Below are 25,117 nucleotides of genomic sequence, written 5' to 3'. Positions count from 1 at the left end.
TGCTGCCGTCGTTTTTCCAGAGCCGTTTATAGAGTGGGCACACGTCAAAATCTAAATCCGCTGTGAGCGCCCGCTTTTGGCTGACTGCTGCCTGTCGCGAAGGGCCGAAAACGACTCAGTCACTCCGGTGCCATCATCACCACAAGCGTCATCTTGATGAATTCTTCAATCTTATCGATGGCTTCCAGGGCACCGCGTACGTTGTTAGCGACACCGGCTGACCCAAACTGCTCGACCCAGCCAGGCGCTATAGCGGAGGGCGGGCCTGCACCCGGCCCAGGGCGGTTTCATGCTCTGGGCGCAGCTGCTGGAATATTTCGACACACTGCTTGAAACGGGCTTTACTGGAACAAGTCGTGCGGACTATCGAGGGCTGCATGTGCTCGGCAGCCAGTACTGGCTGGATGCCGAGTTCAAAACTACACCCGTTGTGGTTGAGGAGCAGTCCTTGCCCATGTCCCGGTTTCTCTGCGCCATGCTGTTCGCGCTGCTGCTCGTCGGCTGCGCCACCACGCGCTTGCCTCACGAATTCAGCGAGGCGATACCCGCCAGCGATTCGGCGTTCGGGCGCTCGATCCAGGCTCAGGCCGCCGAGCATGAGGGGCGCTCGGGTTTTCGCTTTCTGCCCAACAGCAGTGAAGCATTCCGGGCGCGCGCGGAGTTGATCCGCAATGCGCAGAAAGCCGTCGATCTGCAGTACTACATCGTGCATAACGGTTTCAGCACTCGGGCGCTGGTGCATGAAATGCTGCTGGCAGCAGATCGCGGCGTACGGGTACGCATCTTGCTCGATGACACTGCCAGCGACGGCCAGGAAGAAGTCATCGCTACCCTGGCGGTGCACCCGAACATCCATATCCGCGTCTTCAACCCTTTGCATCTGGGGCGCAGCACCGTGGTCACTCGAACCATGGGCCGCCTGCTTGATCTTTCCCAACAACACCGACGCATGCACAACAAACTGTGGCTGGCCGACAACAGCGCAGCCATCGTCGGCGGACGCAACCTGGGGGATGAATATTTCGACGCCAGGCCCGACCTCAACTTCACCGACATGGACCTGATGGGCATCGGCCCGGTCGCCGAGCAATTGGGGCACAGCTTCGATCAGTACTGGAACAGCGCCTTGAGCCAGTCGATCAGTGACTTCCAGCTCAACAAGCCAACAGCGCAAGACTTGCTCGAAAGCCGCCAACGTCTGGAGCAATCGCTCCAGACCTCACGTATCGAGAGCAAGGCGTTGTACAACCATCTCATGACCTACCAGACTCAACCGCAACTCGAGACCTGGCGCAAGCAGCTGATCTGGGCCCATAACAAGGCGATGTGGGACGCTCCAAGCAAGGTCCTGGCCAGCGGCGAACCGGCACGCGCGCTATTGATGGCCACACAGCTGCGGCCTGAACTCGATAGCGTCAATAGTGAGCTGATCATGATCTCGGCCTATTTCGTCCCGCAAAAGCCGGGCATGGACTATCTCCTGGGTCGTGCCGATGCCGGCGTTGATGTGCGCCTGCTGACCAACTCACTGGAGGCCACCGATGTGCCGGCGGTGCATGGCGGCTATGCACCGTATCGCAAGACTCTGCTCGAACATGGCGTGAAACTCTATGAGCTGCGGCGCCAGCCGGACGATCCTGGTCGTAGCTCCTCGTTTGGTTTCAGTGGTGGCTCTGACTCCAGCCTGCACACCAAGGCCATGATCCTGGACAGACAGAAAGTGTTCGTTGGCTCGTACAATTTCGACCCGCGTTCAGTGTTCTGGAACACTGAAGTCGGGGTGCTGGTCGATAGTCCCGAACTGGCCGGCTACGTACGCCAGCTGGCGCTTGAGGGCATGGCGCCGGCCCGGAGTTACCAGGCCCGACTGGAAAGCGGCGAAATTGTCTGGCTCACCGAGGACGACGACCGCCTGCATACCTTGCGCAAGGAGCCCGGCGGCAAGTGGCGCAGCTTCAAGGCCTGGCTCAGCGACAAGATCGGCCTGGAGAAAATGCTCTAGATCGAAACCCGGAGTACACCCACTGGCCTCACGCCCACGTGTGAGCATTCAATCAGCGTGCAGAGCTCAGGGCTTGCGTCAGGCCGCCGTGCAATAGGGACTTACAAAGAAGCCTCTCGATAAGGGTGACGCGATCAAGCTGGATGTCTTCTGACGTTTTTGTCTTCACCTGCATGACTCAGGCGCCTTGCAGTAAACGGAGGGTACCTTATGCCCTTATTTTTGAGGGTAAGGAATGAAACAAGGACAGGTTCTGCTGTTGGCTTTGTTGATGCTGTTTTTAACGGGGTGCACGACCACGCCGCCAAAAGACCAAGGCAATCTCTGCAGTATTTACCGTGAGTATCCCGACTGGTATGAGGACTCGCTGCAAATGCAGAGTGAATATGGGACGCCTCTGCATGTGGCCATGGCGATCATGAAGCAGGAAAGCAGTTACGTGGCGGACGCATTGCCGCCTCGTGACTACCTGCTCTGGGTGATCCCCTGGGGGCGAGTCAGTTCGGCCTACGGTTATGCGCAGGCTCAAGACCCGGTGTGGGGTGAGTACAAGGACAATACGGGCAACGGTGGTTCGCGTGACAGTTTTGACGACGCGATCATGTTTATCGGTTGGTACACCACTGGCACCCAACGTCAGCTCGGAATCTCCAAATGGGACACCTACAATCAGTACCTGGCCTATCACGAGGGGCGTGGGGGCTTTAGCCGCAATACCTATCGCAGTAAACCTTGGCTGATGCAGGTTGCCCAGAAAGTGCAAAAGCAGTCAGAGATTTACAACGCTCAACTTAAAGTGTGTCGCCAAGAGTTGGAAGATGATCGTAGCGGGTGGTTTTAACGCATGTACGAAAAAAACCCCGCATCTCCTGGGGGAAGATGCGGGGAAAAGTATTACACATGGTGAGGAAGGTCGGCCTCCTCGAAAGCAGACTGGCTGTATTCGAAGCGTCCGTTAAAGGTGTCACCTGTAAACCCCACCTTGGCCAACGCCCCCTCGACGCATATTTAAAGTCGAGGGAGAGGGGCGAGCGAAATCAATAATTGTCAAAGACAGATTAATAAATACGGATATGACGTCGTGGATAGCCTCTCGGTGATGGCGTCGCGAGGTCAAGCCTGTTCCAAAAGAAGTCTGGCGGTGCTGATAGGCAAGGGGTGAGGTGCATTGATCCGGCCTTCCAATCTGATCACGAACGCCAAGGCCTCTGCGTAGCTGCGAAACTCAACGCACCACGCGTTCATCCATACATTCCAGCCTTCCGGTTTGCTCGCCTTCTCGATTTTTATCAGCATCCTGGAATCCCTCCATGTGGTGGTTTAGCCTGGTCTCGAACCGGGGAAAACCGAAGTGCGGTGTGTGAATGTTTGTCTGCGTGGCCTGGGTGACGACGCGGGACAAAACAGTAAATCTGCTCAGGAAAGTCAGCCTCTGCAAATGCGGTTTTGATGGCGGTCGAAGCTTTCGTCAAAAACGTCGCCTGCAGGTCCCACCATGGCTAACCCTCCTCCTGGCACATTTAAAGCCGATAGAGGGGAGTGTTTGGAAATTAATAATTATCAAAAATGGATTTACGGCGGCGGGGGGGATTCAGACGTTGGAACCGTGTTTGCGTTCGATTGGGCATTCTCTAAAGCAAGGGCTTGCAAGCGAAAGCGGATGCAAGCCCTTGTTTTTTTCTATTCCATTATTTCTATCTTGATCGTGATTGCCTGATGCTTTTCAGGACGTCGGGTCTGCCTTGCGGCGATCGCTGCCGGCCGGGTTGCCGGTATCGATCAGCCTTCTTTCCAGCAGTACGTTTTCCAGGGCCTGGCGGTCTGACGGGTTCATCTGATGTTCTCGCTCCTTGAGTTCCAACAGGATCGGGGTCGACCACTGGCGGTAGGTTTGTTCAGCACTACGATTGAGTGACATGGGTTCCTCCTTGATCAGGCTCCTGCCAATAAAGGCGCCGCACTTCGATACGCCAAAAAACCCTAGTCGACGAAGCCTGTTCCCGCCACTGCTTTACGTCGGACGGCCATTGCCCCAGATGCCCGTAGCGGCAGTGCGCCGTACGTAGTCGCCAAAGTTGCGCGCCGGCCGTCCCAGCGCCCGCTGTACACCATCGGCCACGGGTGTGTTGCGCCCGTCCAGCACAGTCGTGAAGAGATACAACACCAGGTCGATCAACGCCGGGGGAAGCTGTTCCTGTTCCATTGCCTGTCGATACGCGTCTGCCGGTACAGCCACCAATTCGATGTTGCGACCGGTGGCGCGAGCAATCTCGGTCACGGCTTGGGCAAAGGTCAACGCCCGAGGGCCGGTCAGTTCATAGAGCTGGTTGGTGTGTCCGGGTTGGGTCAGTGCCGCGACGGCACACTCGGCGATGTCTTCTGCATCGACAAAGGGCTCGGCGACCTGGCCGACGGGGAGTGCAAGCTCACCTTGCACAATGGGTTCAAGAAAGTGTGCCTCGCTGAAATTCTGGCAGAACCAACTGGCCCGCAGAATCGTCCAGTCAATCCCGCTGTCCTGTACGACGCGTTCGGCCTGTTGTGCTTCAACTTCGCCGCGCCCGGATAACAAGACCAGTTTGCGGACGCCGCTTTTCACCGCCAGGTCGGTGAACGCCTGGATGGTTTCAACGGCGCCTGGAACGGCGAGGTCCGGTTGAAAGGAAATGTAGACGCAATGAACGCCATCGATCACGGCGTCCCAGGTCGATCGATCTTCCCAGTCGAAGGGCGGATTGGCATCGCGCGAACCCCGGCGAACGGGCAGGCCGGCAGCCTCGAGCCGTTGTGTGATGCGCCGTCCGGTTTTGCCGGTGGCGCCGAGGACCAGCGTGATGGGTTGGGCCGTTTTCATCGCGTTCATCTCCATCGATTAATATGAGTGATGCTCATGTTTAAAAGATGATAGATGCTCATGTTTCGCCGTCAACCCATCAGATCGAATTCCCCGACGTGCGGCATCTGTTGTTGGGCGTAGGGAATGGCGATGCTAAGGTGAGTACATGTCACGTTTTTGATCGGGAACTCACTCGTGCGCAAAAAAACCTCTGAAACCCTCGAACAGCCTGCTGCACAAGCGGTTCGACGCAATCCCACGCAACAGCGCAGCCGCGATCGTCAGGAGCGGATTCTGGCCATGGCCACTCAATTGATCGCGGACAAGGGCAGCGATCAACTCAAGATGAGTGAAATCGCCGAGCGATCCGAGATCTCGATCGGTTCTCTTTATCAGTATTTCCCTGACAAGAGTTCCGTGATCCGTACGCTGGCTGAGCGCTATAACGCTGAAAGCCGTCGTTGCATTGCCGAGGCAATGGAGGCTGTCGAGGATGCCCATGGTTTGCGCGCCGCCTATTCGCAGTTGCTCGATCTGTATTACGAGATCGTGATGACGACACCGGTGATGCGTGACATCTGGTCCGGTATGCAGGCCGACAAGCAGTTGTTGCAGCTGGAACTGGAGGAGAGCCGGGTTGCCGGAGCCCTGCTGGCCCAGGCGATGCTACGCGTGTATCCCGACTGCGACGAGCAACAGGTCGAGGAGTCCGCGTTTTTGATCTGGCACCTGGGCGAGGCGACCATGCGGTTGGCGGTCACTTGTGCACCCGTTGAGGGGCGAGCACTGGTCGAGGCGTTCAAGCGCATGTCCCTGCGCGAGATCATGGAGCCCGCGCGCAGGGACATCGTCTTGCCGTAAAAACCTGACGGCGACTTCATGCTCCCTAAACGAAGGGTTGGCCGCCAAAGCCACGGGGCAGTCGTTGCAGGCCGGCCATCGCGGTCAGCCGCTCGGTCCAGGCTGAACGCCAGTCATTGGCGGTGTGCACGGCTTTGGCTTTGCGTGCTGCGCGGCGGGCAGCGTTGCGCTCAGCCTTGCGGGCTTCTTTGTAGGCGTCGGTGTTTCGGCAGCTTCGGCATTTCACCCGGTTGAGTTCGCGGGTCGATACGAGGTTGTTGCCGTGGTGACCGCAGGCCAGGTGCCCGCTGACTTTGAAATGAGTGACCATTGGAACGTCTCCTTCGTGACGTGTGAGCGGTTGACTCCACGTGAGCGGGGACGTTCGATTGGTTTTGCACAACAAAAAATCCCGGTTCCAGGCCGGGTTGTGAGAAGGGATGGAAATCCAGCAGGCAGCCAAGGATATGGAGACGTACGGTCACCGATCATGCTGCCCGAATAGGGCCTTTTCCCGCACCGCGAATCCGTGACGGATCATCTGAACCGGGGCAGAGGCCGGTCGACAGGCTTGAGAGACGACAGCGTGTGCCGGATCAGCGGCGTGTCCTTCTCAATGTCGTTCAGGCGATCACGAATTCTGAGGGCGGTGGGGTGTCCGCCTTGATGATCGACCCAGTCGGCGATTTCCTTGCAGGCGGCGGCCAAGCGAGCCTGACGGGAGTCCAGCAAGGTGAGCAGGGTGGTGATGGACTCTTTTTCGGACATGGGAGGCACCTCCGTTCAAGAAACCTGGGTGTGGCAACAAAAAGCCCGCCTGGGGCGAGCTTTCTGCCGAAAGGGTTACTGATCCTTCAACTATCTCAGTATAGACCCGTTAAAAAATGGTGACGAGCCGTCAACTTTGTCGGGCTGTCACTTGTGATTGAGCGTTCAACTGACGGCAAACACGCACAGCGTCTTCTTCACTATCGTAGCCATCTCCGATGAAGCCTTGGGTGCGGGTATCGGCGATGCGGTACCAGACCGTGGCATCCGGTGGCAGGTGGTCATTTTCACCCGCACGGCGACCATGGATGATGATCTTGTTGCAGCGTTTCACGACGAAAATGTCTTCCATGGCGTCTCCGCAGCGGATACGTGTTCAGTTCAACTATAGAAGCCATTGGTGATCGTGCAAAAAATAGGCAGGTCAATTCGTCGATTCAGATGCTGCCAGCGTTCTCTGCAGAAAGTTCGCCAACCCGACTTCCTCGGCCGAGAGTCCCTTGCGCGCTCTCGGCCTGGGCAGTTGCGCCAAAGCGCCCAGAGGGAAGCCATCCAGCACCGCCGGATGGATATAGGACTTGCGGCACACCGCCGGGGTGTTGCCCAGCTGCCTGGCAACGTCCTTGACCATCTCCACCAGGTGCCGCCTGGCGTCTGTTTCAGGCTCCCAATGCCGCTTGCGCAGTATCGCCAGAGCCAGAACGCTGCCAGCCCAGGTGCGGTAGTCCTTGGCGGTGAAATCGGTGCCGCTGAGCGTTTGCAAATAGCTGTTGATGTCGGATGAAGTGACGGTGTGCCGGTCACCGTTTTCATCCAGATACTGAAACAGGTTCTGCCCGGGTATTTCCTGGCATCGCTTGATGATCCGGGCCAGTCGGCGGTCTTTCACTGTGATCTGGTGTTCGACGCCACTTTTGCCGCGGAACTGGAACAGGATGGCACTGCCGTTGATCTCTACATGGCGGCTGCGCAAGGTCGTCAGGCCGTAAGAGCGGTTGTCCCGGGCATATTGGCTGTTGCCGATACGGATCAGCGTCGAGTCGAGCAGGGTAATGACCGTGGCCATGACTTTGTCGCGACTGAATCCCGGAGTCGCCAATACGGCTTGCAGTCGTTTGCGCAGTTTCGGCAAGGCCAGCCCGAACTCACGCAGGCGCAAGTACTTGTCGGCGTCACGCACCTCCCGCCAGCGGGGGTGATAACGGTATTGCTTGCGACCCCGGGCGTCGTGGCCGGTGGCCTGCAGATGACCGCGTGGATCGGCGCAAATCCACACCTTGGTATAGGCGGGTGGCACCGCGAGGGTGTTGAGGCGTTTGATTGCGTCGGGGTCGGTGATGCGCTGACCGGCCGGGTCGAAATAGGCGAATTTTCCGCGCAGTTTCCTGCGGGTGATGCCCGGCTGGGTGTTATCGACATAATGCAGGTCAGGTGGCAGTCCATCGGACATGACAAGCATCCTGGGCAAGGAGTTACGGGGCGTTACAGCCATTGACCCCGCCCCGGTGCAGTCGTGCCTTCGGATTTACGCCAGCACCGCGACCGCTTTGATTTGTGCCCACAGTGGCTGGCCGGGATGGATGTTCAGTTGATCACGGGAATAACGCGTGATCCGCGCAAGCAATGGCGTGCCGGCGGCGTCCAGGCGAATCAGCACGTGAGCGGCGTTGTCGGCGCTCATTTCGCTGACCACAGTGACCGGCAGGCGATTGAGAATGCTGCTTTGCCCGGTATTGTCCAGGCTTAGGCTCACATCCCGCGCCTGGACCTTGCAGCGCAGTGCCTGGCCCGCATCCAGTGGCGTATGAGGCACACGGATGTTGAGGGTAGTGTCGGGCAATTGCAGGCTCAGCAATTGATAGTCGGCGTCATAAGCGCTGACGCGACCTTCGATCACCACACCAGCGTCATCCCCCATTGCCAGCGGCAAGTCGAGGCGTGCCAGGGTCTGGCCGATCGGGCCGCTGGCCAGTGCCCTGCCGTTGCTGAGCAACACGATATGGTCGGCCAGCCGCGCAACTTCATCCTGGGAGTGGCTGACGTACAGCACCGGGATGTCGAGTTCGTCGTGCAGGCGTTGCAAGTAGGGCAGGATTTCACCTTTGCGTTGGGCATCCAGGGCCGCCAGAGGTTCGTCCATCAACAACAGTTTCGGGCTGGTGAGCAAGGCGCGGGCGATGCCGACGCGCTGTCGCTCACCGCCTGAAAGGTGTTGCGGGTGCCGGTCCAGCAAATGGCCGATGCCCAGCAACTCGGTGGCGTGGGCCATGTCGACCCGGCGTTGCGGCTTGGGGATGCGCTTGAGGCCGAATGCCAGGTTGGCCAGCACCGACAGATGAGGAAACAGGCTGGCTTCCTGGAACACGTAGCCCAGCGCGCGCTTGTGCGGCGCGACGAAGATCCGGTTGTCGCTGTCTTGCCAGATTTCATCGTTGACCTGGACAAAGCCTTGATCGGCCCGTTCCAGGCCGGCGATGCAGCGTAGGCAAGTGGTCTTGCCAGAGCCGGAGTGGCCGTAAAGCGCAGTGACGCCACGGCCAGGCACCTGCAGATCGACATCCAGGGCGAAGCCCGAATAACGTAGTTTCAGACGCATTTGAATCATCGGTCAGCTCCAGCCCGCTTTGGTTTTACGACTGGAATACAGCGCCAGCAGGACGACAAACGAGAACACCAGCATTGCCCCGGCCAGCCAATGGGCCTGGGCATACTCCATGGCTTCGACGTGATCGTAGATCTGCACCGAGACCACGCGGGTCTTCTCGGGAATGTTGCCGCCGATCATCAGCACCACGCCGAACTCGCCGACGGTGTGGGCAAAGCCGAGAATGGCCGCGGTAATGAATCCGGGGCGGGCCAGGGGCAGTGTCACGCTGAAAAAGGTATCCCAGGGATTGGCCCGCAAGGTCGCGGCCACTTCGAGCGGGCGGGTGCCAATCGAGGAAAAAGCGTTTTGCAGCGGCTGGACCACAAACGGCATCGAATACAGCACCGAACCGATGACCAGCCCCGCAAAACTGAACGTGAGGGTGCCAAGGCCCAGTGATTGGGTGAGCTGGCCAAGGTACCCGTGAGGGCCGAGGGCCAGCAACAGATAGAAACCAATCACCGTCGGTGGTAACACCAGGGGCAGGGCGACAATCGCCCCGACCGGACCGCGCAACCAGGAGCGGGTGCGCGACAGCCATAACGCAATCGGAGTGCCGACAATCAGCAGGATGACGGTCGTCAGGGACGCCAGTTTCAGGGTCAGCCAGATGGCGGAAAAATCGGCACTCGATAGCGACATTTAAATTTCGTAACCGTAGGACTTGATGACAGCTGCCGCTTTCGGCCCCTTGAGGTAGTCAACCAGTGCCTTGGCGGCCGGGTTGTCCTTGCCCTTGTTGAGAATCACCGCGTCTTGCTTGATCGGGTCGTGCAGGCTGGCGGGAACGATCCAGGCCGAACCGCTGGTGATCTTGCCGTCCTTATAGATCTGCGACAGGGCGACAAATCCCAACTCGGCGTTGCCGGTGGAGACGAACTGGTAGGCCTGGCTGATGTTCTGGCCTTCGACGATCTTGTCCTTGACCTTGTCGGTCAAACCTTCCCTGGCCAGTACCTGGGTCGCCGCCAGGCCATAAGGCGCGGCTTTGGGGTTGGCGATGGACAGGTGCTGGTACTCGTTCTTTTTCAGCACATCGCCCTTGGCATCGACGTAGCCTTCCTTGGCCGACCACAGCGCCAGCGTACCGACGGCGTAGGTGAAGCGCGAACCCTTGACGGAGTCGCCTTCGGCTTCAAGCTTTTTCGGGGTGCTGTCATCTGCCGAGAGGAACACTTCGAACGGCGCGCCGTTTTTGATCTGGGTGTAGAACTGGCCGGTGGCGCCAAAGGAGGCGACCAGTTTATGCCCGGTGTCTTTTTCGAAATCAGCGGCGATGGCCTGGATGGGGGCGGTGAAGTTGGCGGCGACGGCCACCTGGACTTCGTCCGCCTGGGCTGAGCCGAAGGCGAATACGGCGAGAAGGCTCGCCAGGCAGGTCGGGGCAAAACGTGAGGCACGAATGGTCATGAAACGGCTCCGTTAAAGGCAATGGCGGCAGATTAATCGTTATGTACAAAAATATATAGCGAATTGCCTTTAAACGGAATGTGTTGCCGCAAAATTGTATACAATTTTGATGGGAGTGATGCTCAGGGACGACCTAGCAGTCTCGCTAATCCTTCTTCAGCCAGCTTTCTAGTCAGTGCCTCGGTGGTCAATTCGAACCCGAGTGTAAATGCCTGGCCGGCCCAGAGGTTGCTGAAGTCCGCTTCACCTTTGGCCCGCAACGGCATCAGCGCGCCACCGGCAAGGGGGAAGGCGGGGGCCTTGGCGCTCATGGGCCCCAGCTCACGCATCACCCGATTGAGGATGCCCCGGGCCGGGCGGCCGGTGAACACGTTGGTGACGGCCGTCTCGCTTTCCCGGGCGGTTCGCAAGGCTTTGTGATGGGAAGGGCTGACCTTGGCCTCTGGCGTGAACAGGTACGCCGTACCCACCTGCACCGCCGAAGCACCGAGCATGAAGGCGGCGGCGACGCCTCGTGCGTCAGCGATGCCGCCGGCGGCAATCACCGGCACCTTCACCGCATCGATGACTTGCGGCACCAGGGCGAAAGTCCCCACCTGACTGCTCAGGTCATCGCTGAGAAACATTCCGCGATGGCCCCCGGCTTCGTAGCCCATGGCAATGATTGCATCACAACCATGCTGTTCCAGCCACACGGCTTCTGCGACGGTGGTGGCCGAGGACAGCACCTTCGCGCCGGTGGCCTTGACCCGGTCGAGCAGGGATTTTTCCGGCAGGCCAAAGTGGAAACTCACCACTTCAGGGCGAAACGCTTCGACCACTTCGCAGGCCGCATTATCGAACGGCGCCCGGTTGGACACCGGCGTCGGCGCATCGAAGTCGGCGCCGAGTTCCTGGTAGTAAGGTTGCAACAGGTTTTTCCAGTCCTGCGCGCGTTGCTCATCCGGAGCCGGTGGCCGATGACAGAAGAAGTTGACGTTGATCGGGCGCCGGGTGTGTTGGCGGATGGTTTTGAGCTCTTCGCGCAGTTGATCCGTGCTGAGCATCGCCGCTGGCATCGAGCCCAGGCCGCCGGCATTGCAGGTTGCAATCACCATGGAAGAGTTTGTGGCACCGGCCATCGGCCCCTGAATGATCGGCAGTTCGATCCCGAGCAGGTCAAGAATGCGGGTATCTGGCCATTGGTTCATGTGCTGTGTTCTCCGACGTTGAATCCGGGTAGGGGCGGTAGAACAGGATTTGTAACGCAACGACTGGCGCAAGGCCAGTCGTCATTTCAGCGGGTGAGGCTTATGTGTTATTTCAATTGCACCACCCACAGACTGATTCCATTGAGAGGCCGTAATGTTCAAAGGCATTTTGATCGACAAAGACGACAGCGGTTACCGGGCCACACTGCAAGAGATCCAGGACGATCAGTTACCCGAGGGCGATGTCACGGTGCGTGTGGCCTACAGCACGCTGAACTTCAAGGATGGCCTGGCGATTACCGGCAGCAGTCCGGTAGTGCGCAAATTCCCGATGGTGCCGGGGATCGACCTGGCCGGTGTCGTCGAAGTCAGCGGGCATCCGGACTACAAGGTCGGTGACCAGGTCCTGCTCAATGGCTGGGGCGTGGGTGAAGGGCATTGGGGTGGATTGGCGCAGAAGGCTCGCCTGAACGGTGACTGGCTGATCCCGCTGCCCAAGGCGTTTACCGCGGCTCAGGCGATGGCCATCGGTACGGCGGGCTACACGGCCATGCTGTGCATCCTGGCACTGGAGCACAACGGCGTGACGCCCGGGCAGGGTGACATTCTGGTGACTGGCGCCAACGGTGGCGTCGGCAGTTTTGCCATCGCCTTGCTGAGCAGGCTCGGCTACCGGGTGGTCGCGTCCACCGGACGGACCTCGGAGCACGACTACCTGAAGCAACTGGGCGCCAGCGAAATCATCGATCGCGCCACCTTGTCCGCGCCGGGCAAGCCGTTGGCCAAGGAGCGCTGGGCGGCCGTCATCGACTCGGTCGGCAGCCACACCCTGGCCAATGCGTGCGCCAGCACCCAGGCCAACGGCACCGTCGCGGCCTGCGGTCTGGCCCAGGGCATGGACTTTCCCGCATCCGTTGCGCCGTTCATCTTGCGCGGCGTGACCCTGGCCGGCATCAACAGCGTGACCCAGCCCAAAGCCAAGCGCGTGGAAGCCTGGAATCGCCTGGCCCGGGATCTGGACTTCAATCTGTTGCCGCTGATCAGTCACGAAATCGGCTTGAGCGAAGCCATCGAGGCCGCGTCACGCTTGCTGGCCGGGCAGTTGCGCGGGCGAGTGGTGGTGGATGTGAACCGCTGATCACTGCGATTCGCGCTGCAGCAATTGACGTTTGCGCTCGACACCCCAGCGATAGCCCGACAGATTTCCATCGCTGCGCACCACGCGATGGCAAGGGATCGCCACCGCCAGGCTGTTCGCGCCGCAGGCCTGGGCCACGGCGCGAACGGCTTTTGGTTGACCGATGCGCTGGGCGACATCGGCGTAGCTGGCAGTGCTGCCCACGGGAATCTCTCGCAGCGCTTGCCAGACACGCTCCTGAAACGCCGTGCCGCGTACGTCCAGCGGCAAATCAAGGCCAATGGCCGGCGCCTCTATAAAGCCGACGACCCGGGCAATCAATTGCTCGAACTCATGATCGGCACCGATCAGGTTGGCGCGGCGGAATTTGTCTTGCAGATCACAGACCAGTTGGTGCGGATCATCGCCCAGGAGGATCGCACAAACCCCACGCTCACTCTGCGCCACCAGAATCGCGCCCAGCGAACACTGGCCGACGGCAAAACGAATGTCGTTGTTTTGACCGGCCGCGCGGTAGTCCCCGGGTTTCATTCCCAGCAGTTGGTCTGCCGCTTCATAAAACCGGCTGTTGGAGTTGAAGCCGGCGTCATACAGGGCATCGGTCACCGAGCCGCCGTGCGCCAGTCGCTCGCGTACCTTGCGTGAACGATGGGCATCGGCGTAGCCCTTGGGCGTCAGGCCGGTGACGGCTTTGAACACGCGATGGAAGTGGAAGCTGCTCAGGCCCGCCGCCTCGGCCAATTCGCCCAGGGCGGGCAGCGTTTGCGCGCTTTCGATCTGGCGGCACGCGGCGGCCACGGTGGCGGCATGTTGCGCGGCGAGTTCGCTCTGATCCTTCGTCGCGCGTTTGCTCGGACGATAACCCGCGGCGCGGGCCTGTTCGGCGCTATCGAAGAATTCGACATTGTGTGGCTTGGGCAAGCGCGCGAGGCTGCTGGGGTTGCAGTAGATGCCTGTGGTCTTCACGGCATAGACAAACTGCCCGTCAGCCTTGGGATCGCGCGCAACCACGGCGGCCCAGCGCGGATCGTTTTCAGTGGCGATTTTGGTCGATCGGGTTGTCATGGCGTCACGTCCATTGAGGGGTTGCCTGCACATTAACCGTGGGGCAGTTGCCACACACTCCGGCGCTTGCGGTCAAATTCGAAGGCTTTATCCGGCGGTACGGAAGGTGAAGTTGATGCGTTGCTCGCCCAGTTTCGGATGATGGCCGTCCTTGATCGGCAACACGCCGTGATAACGCAGGCGATCCACGCCACCCCAGACCACGATGTCGCCATGGAACAGGGGCACGCGCTGACTTTTGTCGCTGCGTGCAAAACCACCGAACAGGAACATCGCCGGCAAACCCAGGGATACCGAAACGATGGGGGCGGCGTAGGAATGTTCGTCCTTATCCTGATGCAATGACATTTTTGCCCCGGGGATATAACGGTTGATCAGGCAGGAATCCGGCGCAAAACCGGTGAACCCTGCTGCCTGTGCCGCTGCTTGCGCCAGTTGGAAAAACACCTCGGGCATCATTGGCCAAGGCTTTGCGGTGTCTGGATCGAGGCGGGTGTACCGATAACCGCGGCGGTCAGTGGTCCAGCCGAATTGGCCACAACTGCTCAGGGCGACCGACATGGTGAAACCGCCGGGTGTGACCATCTGCCGAAACGGCGCGGCCGCCAGCACTTCTTCCAGGGCAGGCAGCAAACGCTCCAGCCAGGGCAGGGCGAAGCCTCTGAGCACGTAGGACTGTTCGCCGATCTGCTCGCGCCTGGGCTGTTGCTCGGGTTCTGCATCGGCAAACAGATCGAAAGTCTGCGGATTCATGGGGTCATGACGCATCGTGAAAGATGATTCCAAGGGTATGCCGTTTACCGCTGTGCAGGCGACTCACGCCGTGACGCAGGGTAACGCGGTAGTAACCGCGAGTGCCTTTGACTGGACGCTGGTTGACCGCAAAGATCAGCCCGTCGCCTTTCTTCAGATCGATCACCATCGGGCGTGACTGCATTCGCGGGCGCTGTTCAGTAAGGACAAATTCGCCGCCGGTGAAGTCTTGATCCGGGTCTGACAGCAGGATCGCCACTTGCAGCGGGAAAACGTGCTCACCGTACAGATCCTGATGCAAACAGTTGTAGTCCTGCGGACCATATTGCAGCAACAAGGGTGTCGGACGGTTCTGACCAGCGGCATGGCAACGTTCGAGGAAGGCTGGAAGGGTTTCAGGAAAACGCTCCGGCAAGCCCATCTGTTCATGCCAGCGATTGGCGATGGGCACCAGTCGTGGGTAGAGCGCGCTGCGCAAGCGGGCCACAAGTTCCGGTAAGGGGTAGTTGAAATACTTGTACTCGCCTCGGCCGAACCCGCGGCGAGCCATCACCACGTGGGAGCGAAAAAGTTCGGTGCGAGGGTACCAGGCGCTGACCTGCCCGCAAGCCTTGTGACTCAGCAGTGACGGGATGACGGCGCAGCCATCCTGATCAAGTTGCTGCTCCAGCAGGGGCCAGTCCAGCCTGTCCAGATATTGCTCGCTCATTGCCGGGCCTCTTGTGATGGAGGTGGTCAGTCTGCAAGGCAAAAATAAAGCTGGCACTCCGCTGCTTGCGGTTGAACTGCGAGCGGGAGCCGACGTCCATTGTCGCTCCGGATCGTGTTACAACGCTTTGCTGACGCTGATGTCGCTGATGACGTCGTCCTGTCCATGAATGGCGTCCAGCGCCGCCTTGGCTTCTTCCTGGGTGCCGTTTTCAAGCTGGGCAAACTCGAAGCGGCGCTCACCGTTGAGTTTATATTTGATGACGTACTTGGTCGTTTGGGCCACGGTTGTATCTGCCTGTCTTGTGTTTCGGGTTCGCTGATCAGCTCAGTTTCGTGCTGGAGCGGCGAATGATTTTGATCGAGTGCGTCAGGGTGGGTTTGCGCGTCACGCTGATAGCGCGGCGGTTGACGGTGTCGATCGTGATGTTCCAGAAACCGGTGCTCGGGGCTGTGATTCGGGCTGGAAACGTGTCGAATGCACCGCCGTGATAGGTGTGACGACCGCCATTCTTGAAGCTGCGGAAGTTGGCGTCGTTCATCAAGCGGATGTTGCACATTTGGGAGCATTGAATGACGACGATGTCGTCTTCATTGAGGTGCTCGCGCTGATGGATAAATTTCATGAGGCGCCTCCAGAAGGGCTTTTTCTACAAAATCAAAACGATAGCATGGGCGATAGGCGCAGTTTATCAGCCCGAAGGCCTTATTATCCGACCGCTTCGACAATAAAAAACGCTTATTTCACATTTGATGAGCGATAAAGCAGTTTGTCTCGGAGAAAAATCGCAGTTGCGCTGTCCGAGGGTCTTTAATGGAGGTTTGGTATGAAGTGGGGTTTGTGGTTGTTGCCGATGGCATTGACGATCAGTGGTTGCGCGAACGTCTCGGACATCAACGAGTCCTTGCCGACGATGAACGTGATTTCTGGCAAGAAGCCCCATGAATACGCGCAATGCCTGAGCGAAAAACTGGCCGATAGCCGAGGCGCCTTGCAGATCCAGTCGCACAAGGATGGCTTGCGCGTGATCGTGCCGCTCAAGTTTTCCGTGGGGCCGTCTGCCGTGTTTGACATCGAAGAACGCTCCGGCGGCAGCAGCATCAAGCTGCACGAGAGCATGTCCAATGTCCCGGTGCGGCCAAAGGATGTGCAGAAGGCTGCCAACGAGTGCATTTCCGGCTGATAGACTATCGACCATCAGCACCGATGCCGCCAAAGCCCTGCTTTGGCGGCATCGTTATTTCTGGAGTCGAACATGAAGCGAGAGCAGGTCCGGGAGCGGCATGCAGAGGGTTTAATCTCTGCCACCCATGTGATTCAGAATCCGGCGGAGCTGGGGGAATGGATCGTGTTTTTCAAGAAAAGCGCCGGGCGCAGCTATTTCCTGGTGGATGACAATGATGAAGTCGAGTCCTTCAGCCGCCTTGATGATCTGATCGATACCGTGCGCGGGCTTGGAATCAAATTCGCCGAAATCCATATGTAGGGCGCGGCGCGTTACCTGCAGATCACCACGACGTTACGGCTCTTGTAGTTACCGACGTCGGCGCCGAGGGTCTTTTCGCTCTCCTTGAGCGAGGGGGTGCCATCGGTTCCGACAATCTTGTAGCCGGTGCCCGCGCAGGACGCATCGGCCTTTTCGTAACAGGCAGCCCAAGAGTTGGCTTCCCCGGAGCAGTCAATCGATAGACCTTGCTCTCCGTTGGCCAGGTAGGTTTGTTCCGACGTTGCGCAGCCGCTCAGGGCCAATACCGTCAGCAAAGGCAAAACTTTATTCATGGCTTGATCATCGTCAGGGGGGGGGGCTAAGGCTGAGACAGCGCCGGATTCAAAAGGTTATAGCCAAAGGCCACTTCTTTTTCGGTATTCATAAAAAAGCCCTGCGCCATGGCAGGGCTTTTTGCATCGGGCGTCGATCAGCTCTTGTCTTTGCCGCGTCGCTTGGGTTCCGGGTGCTCAAGTTCCAGCACCGAGGCCACTTCGGTTGCCAGGGCTTCGGAAGGGAACGGCCCGGCGATATTTTCACCGGCGACACTGGCCACCCACCATTGGCCGTCTTTCTCCTGATTGATCAGGAATCCGTTGACGCTTTTTACTGCCGACATCTACTTGCCTCGTTGTCTGGTTCAATCGCGCCATGATACCGCCAAACACACTCAAGGGGTGTCGATGGGCGTATGGTGATGGGTTCCGGGCGGTAGAAACCGTGCATTTGCGCAAGTCTCTGCTATGCATAAGAGGCTGCGCAGCGACCTGCGCACTCCCGCAGGGAACTATCGGCAAGAATATTTCTCTATGTTGGCATCGGTTAGCCAGCGCGGGGCATTGTAAGGTGCACGCCGCCTGATTAGACTGCGCCGAAACTCGTACACACAGCCCTTTCAAGGACTTATATGATCAAGAAATGCTTGTTCCCAGCAGCCGGTTACGGTACTCGCTTCCTGCCAGCGACTAAAGCCATGCCCAAAGAAATGCTGCCGGTGGTGAACAAGCCACTGATCCAGTACGGCGTCGAAGAAGCACTGGATGCCGGCTTGACCGAAATCTCCATCGTCACCGGTCGCGGCAAGCGCGCCCTGGAAGACCACTTCGACATCAGCTACGAGCTGGAAAACCAGATCAAGGGCACCGACAAGGAGAAATACCTGGTCGGCATCCGCAAGCTGCTCGACGAGTGCTCGTTCTCCTACACCCGCCAGACCGAAATGAAAGGCCTGGGCCACGCGATCCTCACCGGCCGTCCACTGATCGGTGACGAGCCGTTCGCCGTGGTGCTGGCGGACGACCTGTGCGTCAACCTCGAAGGCGACGGCGTTCTGACCCAGATGGTCAAGCTGTACAAGCAGTTCCGCTGCTCGATCGTGGCCATCCAGGAAGTCGATCCGTCCGAGACCAACAAGTACGGCGTAATCGCCGGCGAGATGATCCGCGACGACATCTACCGCGTACACAGCATGGTTGAAAAACCAAAGCCGGAAGACGCACCGTCGAACCTGGCCATCATCGGCCGCTACATCCTGACCCCGGACATCTTCGACCTGATCGAACAGACCGAGCCAGGCAAGGGCGGCGAAATCCAGATCACCGACGCCCTGATGAAACAGGCCCAGAACGGCTGCGTGATGGCCTACAAGTTCAAGGGCAAGCGTTTCGACTGCGGCGGCGCCGAAGGCTACATCGACGCGACCAACTTCTGCTTCGAGAACTTCTACAAGACGGGCAAGGCGTACTGATCGCTTTCGACCTGACTGTATTGAAAAGCCACCTTCAGGTGGCTTTTTCATTTTCAGGCCCCATATCGACTGCAGCGCTTGCCCAACAAATGTCTGCGGGTATGCTGGTCACCTGCCGAGGAGATTGAAAATGGCCTACGATTTTGACCTTTATGTGATTGGCGCCGGTTCCGGCGGTGTGCGGGCTGCGCGGTTTGCCGCCGGGTTCGGTGCGAGAGTGGCCGTGGCCGAAAGCCGCTATCTGGGCGGGACCTGCGTGAACGTCGGCTGTGTGCCGAAAAAATTGCTGGTCTACGGTGCGCACTTCGCCGAAGACTTCGAGCAGGCTTCCGGTTTTGGCTGGGGCCTGGATGAGGCGCAGTTCGACTGGCCGACGTTGATCGCCAACAAGGACCGCGAGATCAATCGCCTCAATGGCATTTATCGCAACCTGCTGGTCAACAGCGGCGTGACCTTGCATGAGGGCCACGCGAAGATCGTCGACCCGCATCAGGTCGAGATCAATGGCGAGCGTTTTACCGCCAGGAACATCCTGATCGCCACCGGCGGCTGGCCGCAGATTCCGGAGATTCCGGGGCATGAACATGCCATCAGTTCCAACCAGGCGTTCTTCCTCAAAGAGCTGCCCAAGCGGGTGCTGGTGGTGGGCGGTGGCTACATTGCGGTCGAGTTCGCCGGGATCTTCCACGGCCTGGGCGCCGAGACCACGCTGCTGTATCGCGGCGAACTGTTCCTGCGCGGCTTCGATGGTTCCGTGCGCAAGCATTTGCAGGAAGAGTTGACCAAGCGCGGCATGGACCTGCAGTTCAACTCGGACATCGAGCGCATCGACAAGTTGGCCGATGGCAGCCTGAAAGTCACGCTCAAGGATGGTCGCCAGCTGGAAGCCGATTGCGTGTTCTACGCCACGGGTCGTCGTCCGATGCTGGACAATCTGGGGCTGGAAAACACCGGGGTCAAACTCGACAGGAAAGGCTTTGTCGAGGTCGATGAGCTGTATCAAACCGCCGAGCCGTCGATCCTGGCGCTGGGCGATGTGATCGGCCGTGTTCAGCTGACGCCGGTGGCCCTGGCTGAAGGCATGGCGGTGGCGCGACGCTTGTTCAAGCCAGAGCAGTATCGTCCGGTGGATTACAAGATGATCCCGACGGCGGTGTTCAGCCTGCCGAATATCGGCACCGTCGGTTTGACCGAGGAAGAAGCTCGCGAAGCCGGTCACGAGGTGCAGATCTTCGAAAGCCGCTTCCGGCCGATGAAGCTGACCCTGACCGAATGCCAGGAGCGCACGCTGATGAAACTGGTGGTGGACGCCAACACCGACAAGGTCCTGGGTTGCCACATGGTCGGCCCGGAAGCCGGTGAAATCGTCCAGGGGCTGGCGATTGCCTTGAAGGCCGGCGCCACCAAGCGCGACTTCGACGAAACCATCGGGGTGCACCCGACGGCCGCCGAAGAGTTCGTCACCATGCGTACGCCGGTCGCCGGTTAAGCGTCCTTCGCTGCGTCTGCCGCTGCCGCAAGGGTCGCGGCCAGACGTACGCGTTCTTCCAGATCCGTCCGGGTCTTGGCCAGATCCATTTCCAGTGACCTGTTGAGCTGCGACTGCTCATCGACGTTCTGCTTGAGTGCCTGGCTTTCCAGCAGGGCGACGCGCAGGCGCTCCTGGAGGAGGGTGCGCTCACCGTCGACGCGGGTGGCCTGTTCCAGCAACTGATCCTGACGGGTATTGCTTTGCTTGAGCTGTTCTTGCAGCAGGCTCAGTTCGCGCAGCGTGCCGCGGTTTTCAGTCAGCAAGCGTTCGTTGTCGCGGTGCAACTGGGTGATTTCATCCTGGCGTACCAGTGCGCTTTGTTGCGCCTGACGCAGTTCCATCTGTATCTGTTGCACCTGGCCTTCGTGGCGACTCATTTCCTGTTCGCGCTGTTCCTTGACCGCATTGCGGTAGTGCTCCAGTGCGTCGCGAGTGTGCAGGTGCTTTTCTTCAAGGGAGCGGATCTGCTCGTCCTTGTCTTTCAAGCGCAATTCGAAATCGGCTAGCGCCTGATTCAACCCGGCGTTGCGGGTTTGCTCCGTTTGCAGCATGGCTCGAGTTTCTTGCAGGGCCTCGGATTCCTGAGTCAGTGCCAGGCTTTGAAACTCGTATTGCTGGTGCAGCTCGCTGTTGTCCTCTTGCGCTTCGCCGAGCTGGTTTTCCAGCGCCTTGCGTTGTTCTTCGTACTGCGCGCGCGCCTGGTCGATGGGCTCTTGCGCCTGCTCCTTGAGTCTTTGCGCGAGCCGCGCCACCAGCGCCATCAGTTCGTCGTCGATCGGTTCTGTCGGCGCCTCGACAGGTTCGACCCGGTCATCGAGCTCCTTGAGGTAGCGATGAATCGTGGTTTTCGAGCCGGTATTGCCCATCTCGATCCGTACGGCATCGATGCTGGGGTTTTCGCCGCGGGCGAGGATCGCCAACCGAGCGGCTTGAACCACCGCTTTATTTACACCGCCGCGTGCCATGAGATCTCCCGGGTTTTGATGATGTGGTACGTACCACGTAAATACACATTGTACCATTCAATCAAAAAAGTTAAATGCTGAATGTGATTAACACGGGATATACTGGTATTACCCCGTGTGATCGAAGTTTCTAGGTATTCCCCGCACTGTTTCCGTACACCAACCCTTGTAGGAGCGAGCTTGCTCGCGAAAAACCCGAGAACGCCGCGGTGCACCTGCCAGCCAGCGTTATCGTTGACGACCATCGCGAGCGAGCTCGCTCCTACAGCGTTTTGTGTTTTTAACGCCAGCGGCCGATGCCCCTTGTAGGAGCGAGCTTGCTCGCTAAAAACCCGAGAACGCCGCGGGGCACCTGGCAGCCAGCGTTATCGTTGACGATCATCGCGAGCGAGCTCGCTCCTACAGCGTTTTGTGTTTTTCGCGCCAGCGGCCGATACCCCTTGTAGGAGCGAGCTTGCTCGCGAAAAACCCGAGAGCGCCGCGGGGCACCTGGCAGCCAGCGTTATCGTTGACGATCATCGCGAGCGAGCTCGCTCCTACAGTCGGTTAAAACAGGTTCATTTCCTATGAGCGATCTGGATCGCTATCTGCAAGCCGCGACTCGCGACAACACCCGTCGCAGCTATCGGGCGGCCATCGAACACTTCGAAGTCACGTGGGGCGGTTTTCTGCCGGCAACCGGCGACAGCGTGGCGCGCTACCTGGTAGCCCATGCCGGCGTGTTGTCGATCAACACGCTGAAATTGCGTTTGTCGGCATTGGCGCAGTGGCACAACAGCCAGGGCTTTGCCGATCCCACCAAGGCGCCTGTGGTGCGCAAAGTTTTCAAGGGCATTCGCGCGCTGCACCCGGCCCAGGAAAAACAGGCAGAACCCTTGCAGCTTCAGCACCTGGAACAGGTGGTCAGTTGTCTGGAGCAAGAAGTGCAGACCGCCAGGGCCACAGGCGACCGACCGGGTTTGCTGCGGGCCAGGCGCGACATGGCCCTGATCCTGTTGGGCTTCTGGCGTGGCTTTCGCAGTGATGAGTTGTGCCGGCTTCAGGTGGAACACGTGCAGGCCAGCGCCGGTTCCGGCATCAGTCTCTATCTACCGCGTAGCAAAAGTGATCGCGATAACCTTGGCAAGACCTATCAGACACCGGCCTTGCAACGCTTGTGTCCGGTGCAGGCTTATATCGACTGGATTACCGAGGCGGCACTGGTGCGTGGGCCGGTGTTCCGTGGCATCGACCGCTGGGGGCATCTGGGCGAGGAGGGATTGCACGCCAACAGCGTGATTCCGTTATTGCGTCAGGCGTTGGCGCGAGCAGGTATCGCCGGTGAGCTTTATACCAGTCATTCCTTGCGTCGCGGCTTTGCCACCTGGGCGCATCAAAGTGGTTGGGATCTGAAGTCGCTGATGAGCTATGTGGGCTGGAAGGACATGAAGTCGGCCATGCGCTACATCGAAGCCAGTCCGTTTCTCGGCATGGCGCGTATCACGGAAAAGCCCGTCTCACCCTAGATACCGTTTTCTTCTATTAATACAGTTGGCTAATAGCGAAAGCCAATCAGCAGCATCAGGTTTGCCAATGAGCCTTCCGTTCGTCGAGTGGGTAAAGTTCTTTCCATCAACTTCTTAACCCCCTGACGGAGAGTCAACGATGCCTATCATCAACAGCCAAGTTAAACCGTTCAAAGCTGACGCATTCAAAAATGGCGACTTCGTAAAAGTCTCGGACGCAGACCTGAAAGGCAAGTGGTCTGTGGTGTTCTTCTACCCGGCCGACTTCACCTTCGTCTGCCCGACCGAGCTGGAAGACCTGGCTGACAACTACGACGCGTTCCAGAAACTGGGCGTCGAGATCTACAGCGTTTCCACCGACACCCATTTCGCCCACGCTGCCTGGCACAACACTTCGCCAGCCATCGGCAAGATCCAGTACACCATGATCGGCGACCCGACCCACGCCATCTCCCGCAACTTCGACGTGTTGATCGAAGAAGCAGGCCTGGCTGACCGTGGCACCTTCGTGATCAACCCTGAAGGCCAGATCAAGATCGTTGAACTCAACGACGGCGGTGTAGGCCGTGACGCTTCCGAGCTGCTGCGCAAGATCAAGGCTGCCCAGTACGTCGCTGCTCACCCAGGTCAGGTTTGCCCAGCCAAGTGGAAAGAAGGCGAGGCCACTCTGGCGCCGTCCCTGGACCTGGTCGGCAAGATCTAAGTCTGTGATCGCACCATCAGGGCGGAACTCCGCGCCTACTCAGTAAGCTGCACCGCCCAATAAAAACGCCCGGGCGAGATTCGCTCGGGCGTTTTTTTATGCCTGCTCTAAATGAATCATTCAAAAGGAAATCGCCCGTATGTTGGACGCCAATCTTAAAGCCCAGTTGAAATCGTACCTGGAACGGGTCACCCAGCCGATCGAGATCGTTGCATCCCTCGACGACGGTGCGAAATCCCAGGAAATGCTTGAATTGCTGAAAGACGTTGCCAGTCTTTCCAGCCAGATTACTTTGCTCGACAACGGTGACGATGCACGCAAACCGTCGTTCTCGATCAATCGCCCGGGTGCCGATATCAGCCTGCGTTTCGCCGGCATCCCGATGGGCCACGAATTCACTTCGCTGGTGCTGGCCTTGCTGCAAGTCGGCGGCCACCCTTCGAAGGCCAGTGTCGATGTGATCGAACAGATCCGCTCGCTCAAAGGCGAGTTCAACTTCGAGACTTACTTCTCGCTGTCCTGCCAGAACTGCCCGGACGTGGTCCAGGCGCTGAACCTGATGGCGGTACTGAACCCGAACATTCGCCACGTCGCCATCGACGGCGCGCTGTTCCAGGCTGAAGTCGATGAGCGCCAGATCATGGCGGTCCCCAGCATCTACCTTAACGGTGTGAACTTCGGCCAGGGCCGCATGGGCCTGGAAGAAATCCTCGCCAAGATCGACACCAGCGGCATCGAACGCCAGGCCGAGAAAATCAGCGCCAAAGAAGCCTTTGACGTGCTGGTGGTCGGCGGTGGCCCGGCCGGTGCTTCGGCTGCAATCTACGCGGCCCGTAAAGGTATTCGCACCGGTGTCGCGGCCGAACGTTTTGGTGGCCAGGTGCTGGACACCATGGCCATTGAGAACTTTATCTCGGTGCAGGAAACCGAAGGCCCGAAACTGGCCGTGGCCCTGGAAGAACACGTCAAGCAGTACGACGTGGACATAATGAACCTGCAGCGTGCCGACAAACTGGTACCCGGCAAGAATGGCGAGCTGCACCAGATTCACTTCGCCAGCGGCGCCTCGTTGAAGGCCAGGACCGTGATTCTGGCGACCGGTGCGCGGTGGCGTGAAATGAACGTTCCCGGTGAGCAGCAATACCGCAACAAGGGCGTGGCGTACTGCCCGCATTGCGACGGTCCGTTGTTCAAGGGCAAGCGCGTGGCGGTGATTGGCGGCGGCAACTCCGGCGTCGAAGCGGCCATCGACCTGGCCGGTATCGTGTCCCATGTCACGCTGCTGGAGTTCGATGTGCAGTTGCGAGCCGATGCGGTATTGCAGCGCAAGTTGCACAGCCTGCCGAACGTTACCGTGATCACCAGTGCGCAAACCACTGAAGTCAGCGGTGACGGCCAGAAGGTCAACGGCCTGCGCTACAAGGATCGTCAGAGCGACGAATTGCGCAGCGTGGAACTGGAAGGGATCTTTGTGCAGATCGGTCTGTTGCCCAACACCGATTGGCTCAAAGGCACCATCGAATTGTCGCCCCGTGGCGAGATCATCGTCGACGCTCGCGGTGAAACGTCGATGCCGGGTGTGTTCGCTGCCGGTGACGTGACCACGGTGCCGTACAAGCAGATCGTGATCGCAGTGGGCGAGGGTGCCAAGGCTTCCCTGAGCGCTTTCGATCACTTGATCCGGACCTCGGCTCCGGCATAAATCGGACGCTGAAATACAAAACCTTGTAGGAGCGAGCTCGCTCGCGATGGTCGTCAACGATAACGCTGGTTGGCAGGTGCCCCGAGGCGTTCTCGGGTTTATCGCGAGCAAGCTCGCTCC

At 59.0% G+C, this 25,117-nt stretch carries 31 protein-coding genes; 12 read left to right on the top strand and 19 right to left on the bottom strand.

The window, feature by feature from the left end:
* Nucleotides 1-454 precede the first annotated feature (454 nt).
* Both AC1RS8_RS26345 and AC1RS8_RS26340 read left to right on the top strand, forming a co-directional pair.
* Nucleotides 455-2,002, top strand: a complete 1,548-nt coding sequence (locus AC1RS8_RS26345; protein WP_489340627.1) for a phospholipase D-like domain-containing protein — start codon at nt 455-457, stop codon at nt 2,000-2,002.
* 235 nt (nt 2,003-2,237) lie between these two features.
* On the top strand, nt 2,238-2,843 hold the full coding sequence (locus AC1RS8_RS26340; protein ID WP_057714639.1) for a transglycosylase SLT domain-containing protein: 606 nt from the start codon (nt 2,238-2,240) through the stop codon (nt 2,841-2,843).
* Between the two features lie 272 nt (nt 2,844-3,115).
* On the opposite strand, the gene AC1RS8_RS26335 is transcribed toward AC1RS8_RS26340, so the two are convergent.
* Nucleotides 3,116-3,298, bottom strand: a complete 183-nt coding sequence (locus AC1RS8_RS26335) for a hypothetical protein (RefSeq protein ID WP_057714641.1) — start codon at nt 3,296-3,298, stop codon at nt 3,116-3,118.
* A 199-nt stretch (nt 3,299-3,497) separates the two neighbouring features.
* On the opposite strand from AC1RS8_RS26335, the gene AC1RS8_RS26330 reads away from it, so the two are divergent.
* Nucleotides 3,498-3,719 carry a hypothetical protein gene (locus AC1RS8_RS26330; RefSeq protein ID WP_131726862.1) on the top strand — a complete coding sequence of 74 codons (222 nt, stop codon included), beginning with the start codon at nt 3,498-3,500 and terminating at the stop codon, nt 3,717-3,719.
* A gap of 6 nt (nt 3,720-3,725) precedes the next feature.
* Here AC1RS8_RS26330 and AC1RS8_RS26325 read toward each other — a convergent pair whose 3' ends face one another.
* Complete coding sequence (locus AC1RS8_RS26325; protein WP_090455493.1) at nt 3,726-3,920, bottom strand: hypothetical protein; 195 nt, start codon at nt 3,918-3,920, stop codon at nt 3,726-3,728.
* Nucleotides 3,921-4,013: 93 nt separating this feature from the next.
* Nucleotides 4,014-4,856, bottom strand: coding sequence for an NAD(P)H-binding protein (locus AC1RS8_RS26320; protein WP_489338602.1), 843 nt, complete (start codon nt 4,854-4,856; stop codon nt 4,014-4,016).
* Between the two features lie 177 nt (nt 4,857-5,033).
* On the opposite strand from AC1RS8_RS26320, the gene AC1RS8_RS26315 reads away from it, so the two are divergent.
* Nucleotides 5,034-5,699, top strand: coding sequence for a TetR/AcrR family transcriptional regulator (locus AC1RS8_RS26315; protein ID WP_057714646.1), 666 nt, complete (start codon nt 5,034-5,036; stop codon nt 5,697-5,699).
* Between the two features lie 25 nt (nt 5,700-5,724).
* On the opposite strand, the gene AC1RS8_RS26310 is transcribed toward AC1RS8_RS26315, so the two are convergent.
* The 8 genes from AC1RS8_RS26310 to AC1RS8_RS26275 all read right to left on the bottom strand — a co-directional run bounded on the left by AC1RS8_RS26310 (nt 5,725) and on the right by AC1RS8_RS26275 (nt 11,693).
* On the bottom strand, nt 5,725-6,009 hold the full coding sequence (locus tag AC1RS8_RS26310) for a hypothetical protein (protein WP_057714648.1): 285 nt from the start codon (nt 6,007-6,009) through the stop codon (nt 5,725-5,727).
* 206 nt (nt 6,010-6,215) lie between these two features.
* Nucleotides 6,216-6,446, bottom strand: coding sequence for a hypothetical protein (locus AC1RS8_RS26305; RefSeq protein ID WP_057714650.1), 231 nt, complete (start codon nt 6,444-6,446; stop codon nt 6,216-6,218).
* A 130-nt stretch (nt 6,447-6,576) separates the two neighbouring features.
* Nucleotides 6,577-6,798 (bottom strand): hypothetical protein, encoded by a 222-nt coding sequence (locus AC1RS8_RS26300; protein ID WP_057714651.1) that lies wholly within the window; start codon nt 6,796-6,798, stop codon nt 6,577-6,579.
* A gap of 72 nt (nt 6,799-6,870) precedes the next feature.
* Nucleotides 6,871-7,896 (bottom strand): DNA topoisomerase IB, encoded by a 1,026-nt coding sequence (locus AC1RS8_RS26295; protein WP_489338601.1) that lies wholly within the window; start codon nt 7,894-7,896, stop codon nt 6,871-6,873.
* 75 nt (nt 7,897-7,971) lie between these two features.
* The gene (gene modC / locus AC1RS8_RS26290; RefSeq protein WP_489338600.1) at nt 7,972-9,051 is read right to left on the bottom strand and encodes a molybdenum ABC transporter ATP-binding protein; all 1,080 of its coding nucleotides are present in this window, start codon (nt 9,049-9,051) and stop codon (nt 7,972-7,974) included.
* A gap of 3 nt (nt 9,052-9,054) precedes the next feature.
* Nucleotides 9,055-9,735, bottom strand: a complete 681-nt coding sequence (gene modB / locus AC1RS8_RS26285) for a molybdate ABC transporter permease subunit (RefSeq protein ID WP_090455483.1) — start codon at nt 9,733-9,735, stop codon at nt 9,055-9,057.
* Nucleotides 9,736-10,503, bottom strand: coding sequence for a molybdate ABC transporter substrate-binding protein (modA, locus tag AC1RS8_RS26280; RefSeq protein WP_150814103.1), 768 nt, complete (start codon nt 10,501-10,503; stop codon nt 9,736-9,738).
* A 122-nt stretch (nt 10,504-10,625) separates the two neighbouring features.
* On the bottom strand, nt 10,626-11,693 hold the full coding sequence (locus AC1RS8_RS26275; RefSeq protein ID WP_489338598.1) for an NAD(P)H-dependent flavin oxidoreductase: 1,068 nt from the start codon (nt 11,691-11,693) through the stop codon (nt 10,626-10,628).
* A 154-nt stretch (nt 11,694-11,847) separates the two neighbouring features.
* On the opposite strand from AC1RS8_RS26275, the gene acuI reads away from it, so the two are divergent.
* Entirely contained in the window at nt 11,848-12,831 is a 984-nt protein-coding gene (acuI, locus tag AC1RS8_RS26270; RefSeq protein WP_407516928.1) for an acrylyl-CoA reductase (NADPH), read from the top strand.
* Here the strand turns inward: acuI and ada are convergent, their stop codons facing one another.
* The 5 genes from ada to AC1RS8_RS26245 all read right to left on the bottom strand — a co-directional run bounded on the left by ada (nt 12,832) and on the right by AC1RS8_RS26245 (nt 15,983).
* The gene (gene ada / locus AC1RS8_RS26265) at nt 12,832-13,896 is read right to left on the bottom strand and encodes a bifunctional DNA-binding transcriptional regulator/O6-methylguanine-DNA methyltransferase Ada (RefSeq protein ID WP_223502673.1); all 1,065 of its coding nucleotides are present in this window, start codon (nt 13,894-13,896) and stop codon (nt 12,832-12,834) included.
* Between the two features lie 87 nt (nt 13,897-13,983).
* Nucleotides 13,984-14,664 carry a DNA oxidative demethylase AlkB gene (gene alkB / locus AC1RS8_RS26260; protein WP_489338597.1) on the bottom strand — a complete coding sequence of 227 codons (681 nt, stop codon included), beginning with the start codon at nt 14,662-14,664 and terminating at the stop codon, nt 13,984-13,986.
* Complete coding sequence (locus AC1RS8_RS26255; RefSeq protein ID WP_489338596.1) at nt 14,654-15,358, bottom strand: 2OG-Fe(II) oxygenase; 705 nt, start codon at nt 15,356-15,358, stop codon at nt 14,654-14,656. The genes alkB and AC1RS8_RS26255 overlap by 11 nt, the downstream gene beginning before the upstream one ends.
* 117 nt (nt 15,359-15,475) lie before the next feature.
* Nucleotides 15,476-15,643, bottom strand: a complete 168-nt coding sequence (locus AC1RS8_RS26250; RefSeq protein ID WP_090455470.1) for a hypothetical protein — start codon at nt 15,641-15,643, stop codon at nt 15,476-15,478.
* A gap of 37 nt (nt 15,644-15,680) precedes the next feature.
* A complete protein-coding gene (locus AC1RS8_RS26245) occupies nt 15,681-15,983 on the bottom strand; it encodes a DUF1883 domain-containing protein (protein WP_007912251.1) in 303 nt (100 codons plus the stop codon).
* 201 nt (nt 15,984-16,184) lie between these two features.
* Here AC1RS8_RS26245 and AC1RS8_RS26240 point away from each other — a divergent pair, with 201 nt between their 5' ends.
* The gene (locus AC1RS8_RS26240) at nt 16,185-16,541 is read left to right on the top strand and encodes a hypothetical protein (protein WP_057714660.1); all 357 of its coding nucleotides are present in this window, start codon (nt 16,185-16,187) and stop codon (nt 16,539-16,541) included.
* A 72-nt stretch (nt 16,542-16,613) separates the two neighbouring features.
* Complete coding sequence (locus tag AC1RS8_RS26235; RefSeq protein ID WP_008053025.1) at nt 16,614-16,844, top strand: hypothetical protein; 231 nt, start codon at nt 16,614-16,616, stop codon at nt 16,842-16,844.
* Nucleotides 16,845-16,855: 11 nt separating this feature from the next.
* On the opposite strand, the gene AC1RS8_RS26230 is transcribed toward AC1RS8_RS26235, so the two are convergent.
* Together AC1RS8_RS26230 and AC1RS8_RS26225 are read right to left on the bottom strand one after the other, a co-directional pair.
* A complete protein-coding gene (locus AC1RS8_RS26230; RefSeq protein ID WP_057714661.1) occupies nt 16,856-17,137 on the bottom strand; it encodes a hypothetical protein in 282 nt (93 codons plus the stop codon).
* A gap of 137 nt (nt 17,138-17,274) precedes the next feature.
* Nucleotides 17,275-17,463, bottom strand: a complete 189-nt coding sequence (locus AC1RS8_RS26225; protein WP_223502671.1) for a hypothetical protein — start codon at nt 17,461-17,463, stop codon at nt 17,275-17,277.
* Between the two features lie 288 nt (nt 17,464-17,751).
* Between AC1RS8_RS26225 and galU the strand changes: the two genes are divergently transcribed.
* Both galU and gorA read left to right on the top strand, forming a co-directional pair.
* Nucleotides 17,752-18,591: a UTP--glucose-1-phosphate uridylyltransferase GalU gene (gene galU, locus AC1RS8_RS26220; protein ID WP_056724500.1), complete on the top strand. Its 840-nt coding sequence runs from the start codon at nt 17,752-17,754 to the stop codon at nt 18,589-18,591.
* Between the two features lie 130 nt (nt 18,592-18,721).
* On the top strand, nt 18,722-20,080 hold the full coding sequence (gene gorA / locus AC1RS8_RS26215) for a glutathione-disulfide reductase (RefSeq protein WP_489338595.1): 1,359 nt from the start codon (nt 18,722-18,724) through the stop codon (nt 20,078-20,080).
* Here gorA and AC1RS8_RS26210 read toward each other — a convergent pair.
* Nucleotides 20,077-21,087, bottom strand: a complete 1,011-nt coding sequence (locus tag AC1RS8_RS26210) for a DNA-binding protein (protein WP_057714663.1) — start codon at nt 21,085-21,087, stop codon at nt 20,077-20,079. The genes gorA and AC1RS8_RS26210 overlap by 4 nt on opposite strands.
* A gap of 566 nt (nt 21,088-21,653) precedes the next feature.
* On the opposite strand from AC1RS8_RS26210, the gene AC1RS8_RS26205 reads away from it, so the two are divergent.
* The 3 genes from AC1RS8_RS26205 (at nt 21,654) to ahpF (ending at nt 24,997) form a co-directional block, all read left to right on the top strand.
* The gene (locus AC1RS8_RS26205) at nt 21,654-22,592 is read left to right on the top strand and encodes a site-specific integrase (RefSeq protein ID WP_154859828.1); all 939 of its coding nucleotides are present in this window, start codon (nt 21,654-21,656) and stop codon (nt 22,590-22,592) included.
* Between the two features lie 139 nt (nt 22,593-22,731).
* Nucleotides 22,732-23,295 carry an alkyl hydroperoxide reductase subunit C gene (ahpC, locus tag AC1RS8_RS26200; RefSeq protein WP_007975937.1) on the top strand — a complete coding sequence of 188 codons (564 nt, stop codon included), beginning with the start codon at nt 22,732-22,734 and terminating at the stop codon, nt 23,293-23,295.
* Between the two features lie 139 nt (nt 23,296-23,434).
* On the top strand, nt 23,435-24,997 hold the full coding sequence (ahpF, locus tag AC1RS8_RS26195; protein WP_489338594.1) for an alkyl hydroperoxide reductase subunit F: 1,563 nt from the start codon (nt 23,435-23,437) through the stop codon (nt 24,995-24,997).
* The last annotated feature ends 120 nt before the right edge of the window (nt 24,998-25,117 follow it).

This window comes from Pseudomonas sp. GW821-FHT12A04 (genome assembly GCF_058807755.1).
The sequence above is the reverse complement of the archived record's forward strand: the minus strand, read 5'-3'. Positions and strand labels throughout refer to the sequence as shown.

What these genes read in the sequence shown, in the direction of transcription:
- AC1RS8_RS26345 (WP_489340627.1), top strand. Translation starts at nt 455, where the DNA reads ATGTCCCGGTTTCTCTGCGCCATGCTGTTCGCGCTGCTGCTCGTCGGC.
- AC1RS8_RS26340 (WP_057714639.1), top strand. Translation starts at nt 2,238, where the DNA reads ATGAAACAAGGACAGGTTCTGCTGTTGGCTTTGTTGATGCTGTTTTTA.
- AC1RS8_RS26335 (WP_057714641.1), bottom strand. Translation starts at nt 3,298, where the DNA reads ATGCTGATAAAAATCGAGAAGGCGAGCAAACCGGAAGGCTGGAATGTA.
- AC1RS8_RS26330 (WP_131726862.1), top strand. Translation starts at nt 3,498, where the DNA reads ATGGCTAACCCTCCTCCTGGCACATTTAAAGCCGATAGAGGGGAGTGT.
- AC1RS8_RS26325 (WP_090455493.1), bottom strand. Translation starts at nt 3,920, where the DNA reads ATGTCACTCAATCGTAGTGCTGAACAAACCTACCGCCAGTGGTCGACC.
- AC1RS8_RS26320 (WP_489338602.1), bottom strand. Translation starts at nt 4,856, where the DNA reads ATGAAAACGGCCCAACCCATCACGCTGGTCCTCGGCGCCACCGGCAAA.
- AC1RS8_RS26310 (WP_057714648.1), bottom strand. Translation starts at nt 6,009, where the DNA reads ATGGTCACTCATTTCAAAGTCAGCGGGCACCTGGCCTGCGGTCACCAC.
- AC1RS8_RS26305 (WP_057714650.1), bottom strand. Translation starts at nt 6,446, where the DNA reads ATGTCCGAAAAAGAGTCCATCACCACCCTGCTCACCTTGCTGGACTCC.
- AC1RS8_RS26300 (WP_057714651.1), bottom strand. Translation starts at nt 6,798, where the DNA reads ATGGAAGACATTTTCGTCGTGAAACGCTGCAACAAGATCATCATCCAT.
- AC1RS8_RS26295 (WP_489338601.1), bottom strand. Translation starts at nt 7,896, where the DNA reads ATGTCCGATGGACTGCCACCTGACCTGCATTATGTCGATAACACCCAG.
- modC (WP_489338600.1), bottom strand. Translation starts at nt 9,051, where the DNA reads ATGATTCAAATGCGTCTGAAACTACGTTATTCGGGCTTCGCCCTGGAT.
- modB (WP_090455483.1), bottom strand. Translation starts at nt 9,735, where the DNA reads ATGTCGCTATCGAGTGCCGATTTTTCCGCCATCTGGCTGACCCTGAAA.
- modA (WP_150814103.1), bottom strand. Translation starts at nt 10,503, where the DNA reads ATGACCATTCGTGCCTCACGTTTTGCCCCGACCTGCCTGGCGAGCCTT.
- AC1RS8_RS26275 (WP_489338598.1), bottom strand. Translation starts at nt 11,693, where the DNA reads ATGAACCAATGGCCAGATACCCGCATTCTTGACCTGCTCGGGATCGAA.
- acuI (WP_407516928.1), top strand. Translation starts at nt 11,848, where the DNA reads ATGTTCAAAGGCATTTTGATCGACAAAGACGACAGCGGTTACCGGGCC.
- ada (WP_223502673.1), bottom strand. Translation starts at nt 13,896, where the DNA reads ATGACAACCCGATCGACCAAAATCGCCACTGAAAACGATCCGCGCTGG.
- alkB (WP_489338597.1), bottom strand. Translation starts at nt 14,664, where the DNA reads ATGCGTCATGACCCCATGAATCCGCAGACTTTCGATCTGTTTGCCGAT.
- AC1RS8_RS26255 (WP_489338596.1), bottom strand. Translation starts at nt 15,358, where the DNA reads ATGAGCGAGCAATATCTGGACAGGCTGGACTGGCCCCTGCTGGAGCAG.
- AC1RS8_RS26245 (WP_007912251.1), bottom strand. Translation starts at nt 15,983, where the DNA reads ATGAAATTTATCCATCAGCGCGAGCACCTCAATGAAGACGACATCGTC.
- AC1RS8_RS26240 (WP_057714660.1), top strand. Translation starts at nt 16,185, where the DNA reads ATGAAGTGGGGTTTGTGGTTGTTGCCGATGGCATTGACGATCAGTGGT.
- AC1RS8_RS26235 (WP_008053025.1), top strand. Translation starts at nt 16,614, where the DNA reads ATGAAGCGAGAGCAGGTCCGGGAGCGGCATGCAGAGGGTTTAATCTCT.
- AC1RS8_RS26230 (WP_057714661.1), bottom strand. Translation starts at nt 17,137, where the DNA reads ATGAATAAAGTTTTGCCTTTGCTGACGGTATTGGCCCTGAGCGGCTGC.
- AC1RS8_RS26225 (WP_223502671.1), bottom strand. Translation starts at nt 17,463, where the DNA reads ATGTCGGCAGTAAAAAGCGTCAACGGATTCCTGATCAATCAGGAGAAA.
- galU (WP_056724500.1), top strand. Translation starts at nt 17,752, where the DNA reads ATGATCAAGAAATGCTTGTTCCCAGCAGCCGGTTACGGTACTCGCTTC.
- gorA (WP_489338595.1), top strand. Translation starts at nt 18,722, where the DNA reads ATGGCCTACGATTTTGACCTTTATGTGATTGGCGCCGGTTCCGGCGGT.
- AC1RS8_RS26210 (WP_057714663.1), bottom strand. Translation starts at nt 21,087, where the DNA reads ATGGCACGCGGCGGTGTAAATAAAGCGGTGGTTCAAGCCGCTCGGTTG.
- AC1RS8_RS26205 (WP_154859828.1), top strand. Translation starts at nt 21,654, where the DNA reads ATGAGCGATCTGGATCGCTATCTGCAAGCCGCGACTCGCGACAACACC.
- ahpC (WP_007975937.1), top strand. Translation starts at nt 22,732, where the DNA reads ATGCCTATCATCAACAGCCAAGTTAAACCGTTCAAAGCTGACGCATTC.
- ahpF (WP_489338594.1), top strand. Translation starts at nt 23,435, where the DNA reads ATGTTGGACGCCAATCTTAAAGCCCAGTTGAAATCGTACCTGGAACGG.